This is a genomic window from Halomonas meridiana (genome assembly GCF_009846525.1).
In the GTDB taxonomy this organism is placed as follows: Bacteria; Pseudomonadota; Gammaproteobacteria; order Pseudomonadales; family Halomonadaceae; genus Vreelandella.
Genome location: NZ_CP024621.1, coordinates 1 through 14246, shown reverse-complemented (window position 1 = coordinate 14246; position 14246 = coordinate 1). Strand labels below are relative to the sequence as shown.

Below are 14246 nucleotides of genomic sequence, written 5' to 3'. Positions count from 1 at the left end.
GTCTCACCTTTGTCCACTCAGTTTAAGGCGCGCACGGTTCATCCGTGCTCCAGGCCTGTTGAGTGACATGCTAACACGGCCACGAGGCGCGTCTTTTGATAAGCTGGCCTCCTCATTTAGCACGTTCTGAAAAGGAATACAGGATGTCCGCCTCAAGGTCACTCAAACTTACCCCCTGGCTGCCGCTGGTCGTGATGGGTCTTAGCCTTGGCTATGCCGTTACCGTACTGACGCGCCTGCCCTGGTGGACGCTTTTTTTGATAGCGGCGGTATGGATTGGCATAGGTATCAAGCTGCGCTGGGGCGCTCCGCTCAATGCGCGCTACCGCCCCATGTGGCCGTGGTCGCTGGCGCCCCTTAGCTTATTCAGCATCTATGTCTATTTAGCGGACAGCTTTGGCAACGTCGACCTGGGTGCGGTGTTTTTTCACCTGCAGGCGGGCATGGCGGAGCACGGCGGTGCGGGTAAAATGCTGCTGGCGCTTACCTATACCGTGACGGTCTTGGCCGTCCTCGTGTCGGTGACGTGGCTATCGCGTCACGACCAGCGCTGGCGATTGACCGAGCGCTTCTTCGCCATCGCGCTGCTGGCGGCCAATCCACTGCTTTATGGCATCGGTCAGCGCAGCGCTGCCATCGTCACGGACGACGGCGCGTGGCTCGACCGCCGCTACGTGGCTCCTCTAACCAGCGACCAGCCCGATTCCCCCAACCTGCTGCTGATGTATTTGGAAAGCATGGAGCGCACCTACAGCAACGAGCTGTTTGGCGACGCGTACGCGGATTTGACCGCGCTGGGCGAGCGCGGACTGGTGTTTGAGGGGATTCATCAGATGGAGAACACCGGTTGGACCATGGCCGGAATGATTGCCAGCCAGTGCGGCGTGCCGCTCATGCCCGCAGGCCTGCTACACGATAGTCAGTTCGAGCCACTCAATCAGGTGGTGCCCGGCGTTGACTGCCTAGGAGACGTACTGGCCGGACAGGGCTATCGGCTCAGCTTTTTTGGGGGGGCCAGCACCCAGTTTGCCGGCAAGGGCCTTTTCTATCGCGGTCACCAGTTCGATACCGTAAAAGGCAAAGAGGAGCTGCTGCCTGAACTCGACGACCCCGAGTATGTGAATAGCTGGGGGCTGTATGACGACACACTATACGACGTGACCGCCGACGAGATTCGCCGCTTGAGCGACGAGGACGACGGCCCCTGGGCGGTGGTGAATTTAAGCATCGCGGGCCATGCGCCCAGCGGCTTTCCCTCGCAAACCTGCCTGGACCGCCAGGGCCCGTTCGATGGTCAGGACATTCTCTACTCGGTGAAGTGCTCTGCACGCCAAGCACGAGACTTCATCGAGCGTTTGGAACAAGAGGGGCTATTGGAGAATACGCTGGTCGTGGTGCTCAGCGATCATCTCACCATGCGCGTATCGGTGTGGGATCAGCTCACCGCGCTGGATCGTGACAATACGCTCATCATGCTGGGCGACGGTATACGCCCGCAGCGAGTGCGCCGAGGCGCGACCATGCTCGATGTCTTCCCCACGATCCTCGACGCCATGGGGCTACCGCTGGAGGAACATCGCGCAGGGCTAGGCGCTTCGCTGCTCAGCAGCCAGCCTACGCTGGTCGAGATTCATGGACTGCAAGCGCTAAACGAGCGCCTACGAGAGGAAACCGCGCTGCAACATCGCCTATGGGATGGACTCACGCCCCAACGGCGCGAGCCTGACGAGAACGCCATTGACCAAGTCACCGAAACCCCTGCCGACCAAGCCAATGAAATGGAGATCATGCGCTAACGATGACACCGCTGGCGTTATGGCGATCGGCTCGCATTGCCTGATATACCCGCTCCACTTCTAGCTCGTTCAAGCAGTTCGTATGGCCTAACGGGCACGTGCGCTGAAAGCATGGCGAACAGGAGAGGCCCAGATAGTGGATCTCGGCGTTGCTCGTCAGCGGCGGCGTATAAGCGGGCGATGACGAGCCATACAGCGCATGGATGCGCACGCCCACGGCCGCTGCCACGTGCATCAGGCCCGAATCGTTCGTGACCACTTGACGACAATCGGCGAGCAAATCCACGGCATCGGCCAGCTGGGTCTTTCCGCACAGATTATGCGCATGCGGCAGGCCTTTGACGATGGTCTGCCCTGCCGCATGATCTTTCGCCCCGCCCAGCACTCGAACCTCGAAGCCTTCCTTGATCAATTTGGCAGCCAGTTCGTGAAAGTACGCCAACGGCCACTGTTTGGCGGGGCCATACTCTGCGCCAGGCATCATGCCAATGGCAGGTCGAGAGGAGAGCGCATGGGACAGGCGCAAGTTCACCAAATTATCGCGGTCGATGGTGAGCCGTGGCTTGGGTATCGTGAACTGCCCGCTTTGTGCCTCTTCCAACGGCAGCCCCAGCGATACAAACCGTTTGACGGTTTGATCCAGCACCTGCTTGTCGAGTTTTCGACGCTCTTTTAGCAAGCCGTAGCGGTGCTCGCCTAAGAAGCCCACGCGTTCGGGGATACGCGCCATGAACGGCACCAGCGCTGCTTTCCAGGAGCGTGGCAGCACGATGGCACGATCAAAACGGCCCCGTAGCCGGGCCGCCAGCTCCCGGCGGCTGGCCAGTCCAAACTCTCCGTGGCCCACTGCCAATGGCAGCACTTCATCCACCTGCGGCATACGCTCGAGAATCGGCTGTGACCAGCCGGGGGCAACTACCCCCAGCGTGGCACCTGGGTAGCGCGCTTTTAAGGTCATGAATAGGCTTTGGGCCATGACCATATCACCGACCCAGGAAGGCCCTACGACCAGCAGACGCTTGGCAGAGTTAGCCATTCAACCACTCCAAGTACGCTTTCACGCCCTGGGCAACGGTTTTGAATTCCACGTCGCAGCCTGCCGCACGCAGGTTGCTAATGTCAGCGCGGGTGTAGCTCTGGTAGCGCCCTTTCAGCTCTTGAGGAAACGGAATGTAGTCGATTTCGCCCTGGCCATAGAAGTCGATGACCGCTTCGCCAATCGCCTTGAACGGCTCGGCGCGGCCAGTGCCCAGATTGAAGATACCCGACGCACTGGGGTTATCCAGGAACCAGAGATTTACATCGACCACATCGCCCACGTAGACGAAGTCGCGGCTCTGCATGCCCGCCTCGTAGCCGCCGTAAGCACCGAACAGCTTCAGCGTTTCACCGTTACGGATCTGCAGATGGTTGTGGTACGCCACGCTGGCCATCTTGCCTTTATGCTGCTCTCGCGGCCCGTAAACGTTGAAGTAACGGAAGCCCACCACCTGCGTGGTCAGCTCGTTCCAGCGCGAGCGCACGTGCTGATCGAACAGCAGCTTGGAGTAGCCGTACACGTTGAGCGGCTTTTCATGCTCCGGCGCTTCCTTGAACACCTCGCTGCCGCCGTAGGTCGCTGCCGACGACGCGTACAGAAAAGGAATGCCCAGTTTTTCACAGTAGTTGAGCAGCACTTTGGAGTACTCGAAGTTATTTTCCATCATGTAGTGCCCATCCCACTCGGTCGTATCCGAGCAAGCACCTTCATGGAAAATCGCATCGATGGTGGGTAAATCCACCGTTTCACCGCGCAGCGCTGCTTTCACGCGGGCAATAAAATCATCTTTATCCAGGTAGTCGGCGAGAGTGCAGTCCGCCAAATTGACAAACTTAGTACCATCACGCAGGTCGTCGACCACCATCACATCATCACGGCCACGAGCATTTAGCGCTTTGACAATATTGGCGCCGATGAACCCGGCCCCGCCTGTTACAACGATCATCTCGTTCTCCTTACCAAAAGCGGCTCTTTGGCTAACGTGCCTATAACCCATCTGCCTGTGATTGTATACTTGACGGCTTATGAATTCATGGCCAACGGTGCTTTCCGCGATGAGTGTCTCGACAAACCAATCGACACCCGATGTGTCGACCTTTCAAGGCTTGATCCTTGCTCTGCAACAGTACTGGGCAGAACAGGGCTGCGTCATCCTTCAGCCCCTCGATATGGAAGTCGGCGCGGGCACCTTCCACCCCGCCACCTTCCTGCGGGCGATTGGTCCAGAAACCTGGAACGCTGCCTACGTTCAGCCTTCCCGCCGCCCAACCGACGGCCGCTACGGCGAAAACCCCAACCGCCTGCAGCACTACTACCAGTTTCAGGTGGTGATGAAGCCCTCCCCCAGTAACCTGCAGGATCTTTACCTGGGATCGTTGAAGCGTTTAGGGCTCGACCCGCTGATTCACGACGTACGCTTCGTGGAAGACAACTGGGAATCCCCCACCTTGGGTGCCTGGGGCCTTGGCTGGGAAGTATGGCTCAACGGCATGGAAGTGACGCAGTTCACCTACTTCCAGCAGGCGGGCGGCATCGAGTGCTACCCCGTCACCGGCGAGCTGACCTACGGGCTCGAGCGTATCGCCATGTACCTGCAGAACGTCGATAGCGTTTACGACTTGGTATGGGCCATCGCGCCGGACGGCAGCAAAGTCAGCTACGGCGATGTCTACCTGCAAAACGAGCGCGAACAGTCGGCGTATAACTTCGAGCACGCCGATGTGGATCAGCTCTTCGCGGCGTTTGATCACCAGGAAAAAGAGTGCAGCAAACTGTTGGCTGCGAGCCTGCCGCTGCCCGCTTACGAGCAAGTGCTCAAAGCGTCTCATACGTTCAACCTATTGGATGCCCGCCACGCCATTTCCGTAACCGAGCGTCAGCGCTTCATTCTGCGCGTACGCACCATGGCGCGTGATGTTGCCACCGCCTACTTCGAGTCTCGTAAAGCAGCAGGCTTCCCCATGGCATCGGAAGCATTACGCCGTGAACTGTTACAAGAAGAGCTCGCCGAGCAGGGAGACGCATAATGGCCTTTGATACGCTTTTATTAGAACTGGGCGCAGAAGAGCTTCCACCCACCGCGCTGGACGCGCTCTCAGACGCGTTTGCTGCTGGCATTGAAAAAGGCCTGCAAGACGCTGAGATTCCCTTCGAAGCGGTGACTGCCTACGCCACGCCGCGCCGCCTAGCCGTGAAAGTTACCCGGCTTGCCGCCAAGCAGCCAGACCGCGAAGTAGAGCGCCGCGGTCCCGCCCTGGCCGCCGCATTTAAAGACGGCGCCCCCACCAAAGCAGCAGAAGGCTTTGCCCGCTCCTGCGGCGTCAGCGTGGATGACCTGATTCATCTGGAAACCGATAAAGGCACCTGGCTTGGCTACCGCGAACAGCAGCAGGGTGACAGCGTCCAGGCGCTGCTGCCTGAGATGGTACGTAAAACGCTCCAATCGCTGCCGGTGCCCAAGAACATGCGCTGGGGCGCGTCCCGCGTCGAGTTCTCCCGCCCGGTTCACTGGCTGGTGGCGCTGTATGGCAACGAGGTGATTGCGGCCGAGGCCCTGGGCCTTCAAGCCAGCCGTACCACTTACGGCCATCGCTTCCACGCGCCGGATGCCCTTCAGCTCGAACACGCCGACGACTATCTAGCAGCACTGGAAAACGCCTACGTGCTGGCCGACCGCCAGCAGCGCCGCGAGCGTATTCGTGAACAGGTGCTTGCCGAGGCCGAAGTTCAAGAAGCCAACGCCGTCATCGACGAGGACCTGCTGGTCGAGGTCAGCGGCTTGGTAGAGTGGCCCGTCGCACTGACCGGCAGCTTCGACGAGCGCTTTTTGGAAGTGCCCGCGGAGTGTCTGATCTCCTCCATGAAAGCCAACCAGAAGTACTTCCACCTGCTGGATGATCAGGGCAAGCTGAAGCCGCTGTTCATCACTATCTCGAACATCGAGAGCCAAGACCCTGATCAAGTGATCTCCGGCAATGAAAAGGTCATTCGTCCACGCTTGGCGGATGCGGCCTTCTTCTACGACACCGACCGCAAACAGACCCTGGCCTCGCGCATTCCACAACTAGAAAGCGTGGTCTTCCAGCAGCAGCTGGGCACACTGGCGGATAAAGCCCGCCGTAGCACGGCCATTGCGACCTTTATCGCTGAGCGTATTCACGGCGATGTGCCCCACGCGCAGCGTGCCGTGGCCCTGGCAAAATGTGACCTCGTCACCGAGATGGTGCTCGAATTCCCTGAACTCCAGGGCATCATGGGTCGTTACTACGCCGAGCAGGATGGCGAGCCCGAAGAAGTTGCCCAAGCGTTAGAAGAGCAATACCTGCCCCGCTTTGCCAGCGATGCGATTCCGCAAAGCCTGACCGGACAAGCGCTGGCACTAGCAGATCGCCTGGATACCCTGGTGGGCATCTTCGGTATCGGCCAACGCCCCACGGGCGCAAAAGACCCCTTCGCCCTTCGCCGCGCCTCCATTGGCGTGCTGAATATTTTGGTGAAAGGCGAGCTGAACCTAGACTTGCGTGAACTGCTGCAAGTGGCGGCTGATCAGCACCAGAATCTCCCGAAAGCTGATGGCCTGGTAGACGACGTGTTGACGTACATGCTCGACCGCTTCCGCGCTTGGGGTCAGGAAGAGGGTATCTCTGCCGAGATGTATCTCGCGGTTCGTGCTCGCCCGGTCACCAATCCGCTGGATTTTGCGCGCCGATTACGCGCCGTGAAAGCCTTCGCCCAGCGTGAAGAAGCCGCGGCACTGGCCGCTGCCAACAAGCGTGTTTCCAACATCTTGAGCAAACAGGAACACGACGGCAGCATGCAGGTAGACGCCTCGCTTCTTCAAGAAGCGGCGGAAAAAGCCCTGTTCGAAGCCGTTACGGCTAGCCAGCAGCAGGTGGCACCGCTGTTTGCCGCGGGCGATTACCAGCAAGCGCTAGACGCACTGGCCGCCCTGCGCGAGCCGGTCGATGCCTTCTTTGATCAGGTCATGGTCATGGCGGATGACGATGCCATTCGTCGTAACCGCCTTGCTCTGCTGGCCAGCCTGCAAGCGCTGTTCCTGGAAGTGGCCGATATCTCTCAGCTACCCCAGTAATACCGTGAATGTTTGAGAGCGCCGACGGTCCCAGAGGCGCAATCGATAGCCCGGCTTTGATAAGCCGGGCTTTTTATTGAACGCATGAATGTTTCACGTGAAACACTCGCTCATTCGTACACCAGAGCTTACCCTACGCAGATACGTTTTCGCAGAAGAGAGCCTTATGATCACCGCGCAGCAACTTGTGATACTGGACCGCGATGGCGTGATTAATCACGACTCGGATGCCTATATCAAATCCCTGGATGAATGGATCCCTTACCCGTCTGCCATACACGCGATTGCCCGTCTAACGCAGGCAGGCTTTACCGTGGCAGTGGCTACCAACCAATCCGGCATCGCCCGTGGCTATTACGATGACGCCACGCTAAGTGCCATGCACGAGCGTTTGCATACTCTGGTGGAGGCGCAAGGTGGCCAGATAGCGCATATCGCTTACTGCCCTCACGGGCCAGACGATCAGTGTGGCTGCCGTAAACCGCTGCCCGGGCTATTGACCGAAATACGTGACAAGCTGACGCTCTCCAATCTGACAGGCAGTTGGATGGTGGGCGATAGCCTTCGCGACCTGCAGGCGGGGGCAGTGATGGGATGCCGTAGCGTTCTCGTGAAAACGGGTAAAGGGGAGAAGACTCTCGCCAAAGGGGACGGGCTGGAGCACGCCTTGGTCTACGCTGACCTGGCTGCCTTTGTTGACGACCTATTATCAGAGGCCTTGGACTAACCTTTTGGTGCGAGTTTCACGCTGGTCTTAACCACTCATAAAAAAACCGCAGGCGAAGCGCCTGCGGTTTATACTTTTCAATGTTTCACGTGAAACACATTGAAGAAGCCACTTAGATATCGAGGTTAGCAACGAGCGCGTTGGTCTCGATAAAGTCGCGACGCGGCTCCACTTCGTCACCCATCAGGGTGTTAAACATCATATCTGCCGCTACCGCATCTTCGATGGTAACCCGCAGCATGCGACGGCTATCCGGATCCATGGTGGTTTCCCACAGCTGATCCGGGTTCATCTCACCTAGCCCTTTATAGCGCTGCACAGAGAGGCCACGCTGGCCTTCCTGCATCAGCCACGTCAGCACTTCAGAGAAGTGTGCAACGGGCTTCTGGCGCTCACCACGGGCGATATAGGCACCCTCATCCAGCAAGCCGTTGAGGGTTTCCCCTAAGCCTGCCATGGCGCGGTAATCGGCGCTTTCGAAGAAGTCCAGGCCCCACACATATTCCGTGGTGACGCCGTGGGCAATCAGCGATACCGCCGGTAGATGCAGGCCACGCTCGGTGTCTTCTTGCAGGTAGAACTGATAGCGCGGGCCGCCTTCATAGGCCACCATGTCGTCCATGGCTTTTTGCAGCTCGGCAATCCAGTTTTCCATGGTGACGCGATCTTTCAAGCTGCCCTCACCCTGCAACGCCGTCGCATTGACGGCTTGCTTGAGCACTTCGATGGGGTACACCCGTGCCAAGCGATCGATACGCTTCATCACGTTACGGTACTGATTGACCAGTGCTTCTAACTGCGACCCGGTAATGCCAGGTGCGTCTGCATTGACGTGCAGCCCTGCCCCATCCAGTGCGGTGGTGGTCAGGTAATCGATCATCGCCTGCTCATCCTTCAGATAGAGCTCTTGCTTACCGCGCTTGATTTTATAAAGCGGCGGCTGCGCGATGAAAATGTGGCCACGCTCGATGAGCTCCGGCATCTGGCGGAAAAAGAACGTCAGCAGCAGCGTTCTGATGTGCGAGCCGTCAACGTCGGCGTCGGTCATTATGATGACCGAGTGGTAGCGCAGCTTATCGGGATTGAATTCTTCCCGACCAATGCCGCACCCCAGCGCCGTAATCAGTGTCCCCACTTCGGCGGAGGAGAGCATCTTGTCGAAGCGCGCTTTTTCGACGTTCAGGATTTTACCTTTTAGCGGCAAAATGGCCTGGGTACGACGGTCACGTCCCTGCTTGGCACTTCCCCCCGCCGAATCACCCTCCACCAGGTAAAGCTCTGATTGGCTGGGATCTTTCTCTTGGCAGTCGGCCAGTTTGCCCGGCAAGCCCGCGATATCTAGCGCGCCTTTGCGACGCGTCATGTCTCTGGCTTTCCGCGCTGCCTCACGAGCACGTGCGGCGTCCAGCATCTTGTTGACGATGGCTTTGGCTTCGTTGGGTTTTTCGATCAGGTAGTCGGCGAACAAGCGCCCCATCTCCTGCTCCACCGCTGTCTTCACCTCGGACGAGACGAGCTTGTCCTTGGTTTGCGATGAGAACTTCGGATCCGGCACTTTGACGGATATGATGGCCGTCAAGCCTTCGCGCGCATCGTCACCTGACGTGTTCACTTTGGCTTTTTTCAGCAGGCCTTCCGCTTCGATATAGTGGTTGAGCGTCCGCGTTAGCGCAGCACGGAACCCTGCCAAGTGGGTACCGCCATCCCGCTGAGGAATGTTGTTGGTGTAGCAGAAGATGTTTTCTGTAAAGGCATCGCTCCACTGCATCGCCACTTCTACTTCGACACCATCCTCGCGCACGGCATTAAAGTGGAAGACCGGGTTGAGGACAGTCTTGTTCTTATTCAGGTGGTCGACGAATGCCTTCAAGCCACCCTCATAGTGGAACAGCTCCTCTTTGCCGCTACGCTCATCCATCAGGCGAATGGCCACACCCGAGTTGAGGAAGGAGAGCTCGCGCAGGCGTTTCGCCAGAATATCGTAGTGAAATTCGATATTGGCAAACGTCGCCGGTGACGGACGAAAATGCACGCGGGTACCGCTTTTTTCCGTTTTTCCTACGACGCCTAGCGGCGCTTGCGGCACGCCGTGATGGTAAATTTGCTCGAACACTTCCCCTTGGCGCCAAATCGTCAGGCGCAGCTCTTCAGAGAGAGCGTTCACCACCGATACACCCACACCGTGCAAGCCGCCCGATACTTTATAAGAGTTATCGTCGAACTTACCGCCCGCGTGGAGCACCGTCATGATAACTTCAGCCGCAGAGACACCCTCACCTTCGTGCAGCTCGGTTGGAATCCCCCGACCATTATCGCTCACGGTTACCGATTCATCCGGGTGGATCACCACGCGAATTTCGCTACAGTGACCGGCCAAAGCTTCATCGATGGAGTTATCCACCAGCTCGAAAACCATGTGGTGCAGCCCGGTGCCGTCGTCGGTGTCACCGATGTACATGCCTGGACGCTTACGTACTGCGTCTAGCCCTTTGAGCACCTTGATGCTTGATGAATCGTAAGCCTGCTCGCTCATTGACCACTCCGTCGTGAAGTCTGTCTCGTTCCGTGTCGTCTACCCATCTGGCTGGCACTGGCTGAGCCCTTGCGCGGAGTGTTTCACGTGAAACATCTCGACGGCTGTAGAAGGCTGCCAAACGTCGCTTAGCGCGGTGGGTTCGACGCTGGTAATAAATGCTTGGCACTGCATCTCTTCGAGTAACGTACAGAACTGGCGGCGGTGATGCTCATCCAGCTCTGCCGGTAAGTCGTCGATCAAATAGATACAGTGCCGCTGTGCGGTACTTTCCAGAAGCCTACCCTGAGCTAGTTTCAATGCACTCACCACGAGCTTCTGCTGGCCTCTGGAAAGCACCTCAATGGCAGGCTGTTTATTCAGCCGGATGTGCAAATCCGCACGCTGAGGGCCTTGCTGGGTAAACCCCATCTGCTGGTCCGTATCACGGCTATCGTGCAGCACTTCTGCCAACGAGCGCTGCTTGTCCCAGCCGCGGGCATAGCGCAACGTTAATCCCGGTAGCGGCAATAGCGTCTTCAGAGTTTTATCGAACATGGGGAGAAATTCGCTGAACCATGCTTGGCGAAGCGCATCCATTTGTTCGCCCCAGAGTGCTAACTCTTGCTCCCAAACCGCTATTTCATTGGGCACTATTCTACCACGCCTGAGAAGCGCATTCCGATGTTTCACCGCACGCCGGGTCCGACGCCAAGCATCCAGAAAGTGGTGTTTCACGTGAAACACACCCCAATCCAAAAACTCACGACGCCCTGCTGGCGACCCCTCCAGCAAACGAAACGCATCTGGATTGATGAGCTGCAGCGGCATGGCCTCGACGAGTTCGGCTAACCTCACGCCCTTCTCTCCCCTCAGGCGTAGCTCCAGCTCACGCTGAGCGCGCATACGCCTCACGCCAAGGGTCACCTCAGGGTCCCCTGCCAAACGGCCGTGCAGCGTCATATAGGGGGCGTCCGTTTGGATGACGTTTTTGAGCTGGCGAGTGCGAAAGGAACGCCCCATGCCGAGGATATGAATGCCCTCTAGCAGACTGGTCTTTCCGCTGCCGTTGACGCCATGGATCACGTTAATACGCGATGAGGGATGAAGCGTGACCGGCGCTAAATTACGCAGCCCCTGAAAAGTGAGTTGTGTCACGCTCATCCGTCAATGCACCTTGTAAGACCGTTCAAATCGGCAGACGTGCCCTATGCGAAAACGGCGCTTCTGCAACCAGAAGCGCCGTTCTTCAACTCCCTTCCGTGCGTTACAGGCGCATCGGCATCACGACATAGAGCGCATCGCCACCGCCTGGCTCTTCCAGCAGCGCACTGCTGTTGGGGTCGGCTAGGGTCATCTGTACCCGCTCTTCGTCCAGCACGGAAAGCACATCGACCAGATAGCCCACGTTGAATCCCACTTCCATGGCGCTACCGTTGTACTCCACAGCGACGTTCTCTTCGGCCTCTTCCTGCTCGGGGTTATTGGCCATGACCTTGAGGTTGCCTTCTTCCAAGTAGAGGCGCACCCCGCGGTACTTTTCGTTGGAGAGAATGGCGGTACGCGACAGCACTTGACGAAGCTCGGCACGCTCGGCGATGAGTACTTTGTCGCCATTACGCGGCACCACGCGCTCGTAGTCCGGAAACTTGCCGTCGATCAGCTTCGACGTGAACGTGAAGTCTCCCGTATGGGCGCGTACATGGGTAGCGCCAAGCGTCAGACTAACCGGCTCGTCACTGTCATCCAAAAGACGGGACAGCTCCAAAATACCTTTACGAGGCACGATCAGCTTTTGGGATTGGCTGACCGCGACCTCGATAGGACGCGAGCACATCGCCAACCGGTGCCCGTCGGTGGCGACCGTGCGCAGCAGGTTGCTCTGAATCTCTAGCAGCATGCCGTTGAGGTAATAACGTACGTCCTGCTGCGCCATGGCAAAGGAGGTGGACTCGATCAAATGCTTTAACGTGCCACGGGGAACGCTAAGCTCCTGACTTCCGTCGGCATCTTCGATATTGGGAAACTCTGCCACAGGAAGTGTAGAAAGTGTAAAGCGCGAACGACCGCTACGTAAAACCGCACGCCCTTCTTCGACCGCCAGTTGAATGTCGGACTGATCGGGCAGCGACTTACAGATATCCATCAGCTTTCTAGCCGGCACCGTAGCAGCGCCCGCTTGCTTCACTTGGCTGGCGACCGTGCGACCTACTAGTTCAACTTCTAGGTCCGTACCGGTCAGGGCGACCTGGTCGCCTTCTACTTGAATCAGTACGTTAGAGAGCACAGGCAGCGTTTGGCGCCGTTCTACTACGCCCGCCACCAGAGTCAGCGGGCGAAGCAGCGCCTCTCGGGAAATGGTAAATTTCATCGAAACTCCGGTTTTCTATCCTGAAAGGCCTGCCGCTTGGCAGGCGTAAACGAAAAAGGTTAACTGGTTAGCAGACGAAGAAGGTTTTTGTAATCCTCGCGAATATCCGCATTCTCTTCTTGCAACGCTTTTACTTTGCGGCAGGCGTGCAGCACGGTGGTGTGATCACGGCCACCAAACGCATCGCCAATTTCTGGCAAGCTATGATTGGTGAGCTCTTTCGCCAGCGCCATCGCGACCTGTCGGGGGCGCGCTACCGAGCGTGAACGCCGCTTGGAAAGCAGATCCGCCACTTTGATTTTGTAATATTCAGCCACCGTGCGCTGAATGTTATCCACCCCCACCTGCTTATCCTGCAGCGCTAAAAGATCTTTTAACGACTCACGGATAAAATCTTGGGTGATGGTCTTACCCATGAAGTGTGAGTCAGCAATGACTTTCTTCAACGCGCCTTCCAATTCACGCACGTTAGACCGAATCTTCTGGGCAATGAAGAAGGCAGCATCGTGTGGCAGATCCACTTTGGCCTGATCGGCCTTCTTCATCAAAATCGCTACCCGGGTCTCGAGCTCCGGCGGCTCGATGGCGACGGTGAGCCCCCAGCCAAAGCGCGACTTCAGACGCTCTTCGACGCCGCTGATCTCTTTTGGGTAGCGGTCAGAGGTCAGGATCATCTGCTGACCGCCCTCTAACAGCGCATTGAACGTATGAAAGAACTCTTCCTGGGAGCGCTCTTTACCGGCAAAAAACTGAATGTCATCGATCAGGAGGGCATCGACGCTGCGGTAGAAACGCTTGAAATCGTTGATCGCATTGAGCTGTAGCGCCTTCACCATGTCGGCCACGAAGCGCTCAGAGTGGAGATAAACCACGCGGGCATTCTCCCGGCGACCTGCCAGCGCATTGCCCACAGCGTGCATCAAGTGCGTTTTACCCAAGCCAACCCCACCGTATAAAAACAGCGGATTATAGGCACCGCCAGGATTTTCCGACACTTGGCGAGACGCCGCACGGGCCAGCTGGTTAGATTTACCTTCCACGAAAGTATCAAACGTGAAATTGGGATTCAGGCCGCTATTGTGCTTCAAGCTGCCTTCGACTTGAACCTGACGCTCATTACCGCGTCGATTGGCGGCGCTCTCTTCACGCAGTTGATCGATTTCACGCTCGTCGGCGATGTCTCCCCGGGGCGGCGTATGCACTGCAGGCGACGCTGGCTGCGCCGGTGCAGCTGACACCGGATGACCTAGATCGCGAGGCTGAGGGGCGGGGGCTGCGGCCCGGCGGCTACCCACCGTCAAGCTGACTTTGGGAGGCTTGGAGGGCGCCAGCTCGCGCATCAGTTCACTAATACGCTTGGCGTACTTATCACTCACCCAGTCGCGCACAAAGCGATTCGGCGCCAACAAGCGCAGCTCATTGGTCTCTCCTTCTTCTGCCTGCAGCGGACGTATCCAGGTATTGAACTGCTGTGAATTCAGTTCGTCCTGCAGGTAGTCCAGGCACTGTTGCCAAAGCGCGAGTGACACTCATCTCACCATCGGTTGAAAACGGCCGACCATTGTAGCGCCCAACGAGACGGTTATCCACACGGGCTAGCGGCTCTTTTTCGCCTGTGGACAACTTACCATAAGCTCTTAGGAAAACCCGGTGACGTCATGGGTACAAGCCTCTTTTTGGGCAAGATGTCTCTGCTTGGCCACACCAA

General features: G+C 57.8%; 10 protein-coding genes. 4 read left to right on the top strand and 6 right to left on the bottom strand.

The window, feature by feature from the left end; translation table 11 throughout:
• The first annotated feature begins 143 nt into the window (after positions 1–143).
• Positions 144–1796 carry a sulfatase-like hydrolase/transferase gene (locus tag CTT34_RS00050; protein WP_159340527.1) on the top strand — a complete coding sequence of 551 codons (1653 nt, stop codon included), beginning with the start codon at positions 144–146 and terminating at the stop codon, positions 1794–1796.
• On the opposite strand, the gene waaF is transcribed toward CTT34_RS00050, so the two are convergent.
• Both waaF and rfaD read right to left on the bottom strand, forming a co-directional pair.
• Entirely contained in the window at positions 1786–2832 is a 1047-nt protein-coding gene (waaF, locus tag CTT34_RS00045; RefSeq protein ID WP_159340526.1) for a lipopolysaccharide heptosyltransferase II, read from the bottom strand. The genes CTT34_RS00050 and waaF overlap by 11 nt on opposite strands.
• Positions 2825–3781: an ADP-glyceromanno-heptose 6-epimerase gene (rfaD, locus tag CTT34_RS00040; protein WP_159340525.1), complete on the bottom strand. Its 957-nt coding sequence runs from the start codon at positions 3779–3781 to the stop codon at positions 2825–2827. Before rfaD ends, waaF begins: the two co-directional genes overlap by 8 nt.
• 109 nt (positions 3782–3890) lie before the next feature.
• Between rfaD and glyQ the strand changes: the two genes are divergently transcribed.
• From glyQ to gmhB, 3 genes are all read left to right on the top strand, one after another.
• Positions 3891–4862 carry a glycine--tRNA ligase subunit alpha gene (glyQ, locus tag CTT34_RS00035; RefSeq protein WP_159340524.1) on the top strand — a complete coding sequence of 324 codons (972 nt, stop codon included), beginning with the start codon at positions 3891–3893 and terminating at the stop codon, positions 4860–4862.
• Positions 4862–6928 carry a glycine--tRNA ligase subunit beta gene (glyS, locus tag CTT34_RS00030; protein WP_159340523.1) on the top strand — a complete coding sequence of 689 codons (2067 nt, stop codon included), beginning with the start codon at positions 4862–4864 and terminating at the stop codon, positions 6926–6928. The genes glyQ and glyS overlap by 1 nt, the downstream gene beginning before the upstream one ends.
• A gap of 166 nt (positions 6929–7094) precedes the next feature.
• On the top strand, positions 7095–7655 hold the full coding sequence (gmhB, locus tag CTT34_RS00025) for a D-glycero-beta-D-manno-heptose 1,7-bisphosphate 7-phosphatase (protein ID WP_159340522.1): 561 nt from the start codon (positions 7095–7097) through the stop codon (positions 7653–7655).
• 112 nt (positions 7656–7767) lie between these two features.
• Here the strand turns inward: gmhB and gyrB are convergent, their stop codons facing one another.
• The 4 genes from gyrB to dnaA all read right to left on the bottom strand — a co-directional run bounded on the left by gyrB (position 7768) and on the right by dnaA (position 14067).
• Positions 7768–10188 (bottom strand): DNA topoisomerase (ATP-hydrolyzing) subunit B, encoded by a 2421-nt coding sequence (gyrB, locus tag CTT34_RS00020; RefSeq protein WP_159340521.1) that lies wholly within the window; start codon positions 10186–10188, stop codon positions 7768–7770.
• A 39-nt stretch (positions 10189–10227) separates the two neighbouring features.
• Positions 10228–11331: a DNA replication/repair protein RecF gene (gene recF, locus CTT34_RS00015; protein WP_159340520.1), complete on the bottom strand. Its 1104-nt coding sequence runs from the start codon at positions 11329–11331 to the stop codon at positions 10228–10230.
• Positions 11332–11434: 103 nt separating this feature from the next.
• A complete protein-coding gene (gene dnaN / locus CTT34_RS00010) occupies positions 11435–12538 on the bottom strand; it encodes a DNA polymerase III subunit beta (RefSeq protein WP_159340519.1) in 1104 nt (367 codons plus the stop codon).
• 59 nt (positions 12539–12597) lie between these two features.
• Entirely contained in the window at positions 12598–14067 is a 1470-nt protein-coding gene (dnaA, locus tag CTT34_RS00005) for a chromosomal replication initiator protein DnaA (protein ID WP_159340518.1), read from the bottom strand.
• Between the last annotated feature and the right edge of the window lie 179 nt (positions 14068–14246).

Bases quoted from the DNA above. Each gene is read 5' to 3' on its own strand.
- CTT34_RS00050 (WP_159340527.1), top strand. From the start codon at position 144: ATGTCCGCCTCAAGGTCACTCAAACTTACCCCCTGGCTGCCGCTGGTC.
- waaF (WP_159340526.1), bottom strand. From the start codon at position 2,832: ATGGCTAACTCTGCCAAGCGTCTGCTGGTCGTAGGGCCTTCCTGGGTC.
- rfaD (WP_159340525.1), bottom strand. From the start codon at position 3,781: ATGATCGTTGTAACAGGCGGGGCCGGGTTCATCGGCGCCAATATTGTC.
- glyQ (WP_159340524.1), top strand. From the start codon at position 3,891: ATGAGTGTCTCGACAAACCAATCGACACCCGATGTGTCGACCTTTCAA.
- glyS (WP_159340523.1), top strand. From the start codon at position 4,862: ATGGCCTTTGATACGCTTTTATTAGAACTGGGCGCAGAAGAGCTTCCA.
- gmhB (WP_159340522.1), top strand. From the start codon at position 7,095: ATGATCACCGCGCAGCAACTTGTGATACTGGACCGCGATGGCGTGATT.
- gyrB (WP_159340521.1), bottom strand. From the start codon at position 10,188: ATGAGCGAGCAGGCTTACGATTCATCAAGCATCAAGGTGCTCAAAGGG.
- recF (WP_159340520.1), bottom strand. From the start codon at position 11,331: ATGAGCGTGACACAACTCACTTTTCAGGGGCTGCGTAATTTAGCGCCG.
- dnaN (WP_159340519.1), bottom strand. From the start codon at position 12,538: ATGAAATTTACCATTTCCCGAGAGGCGCTGCTTCGCCCGCTGACTCTG.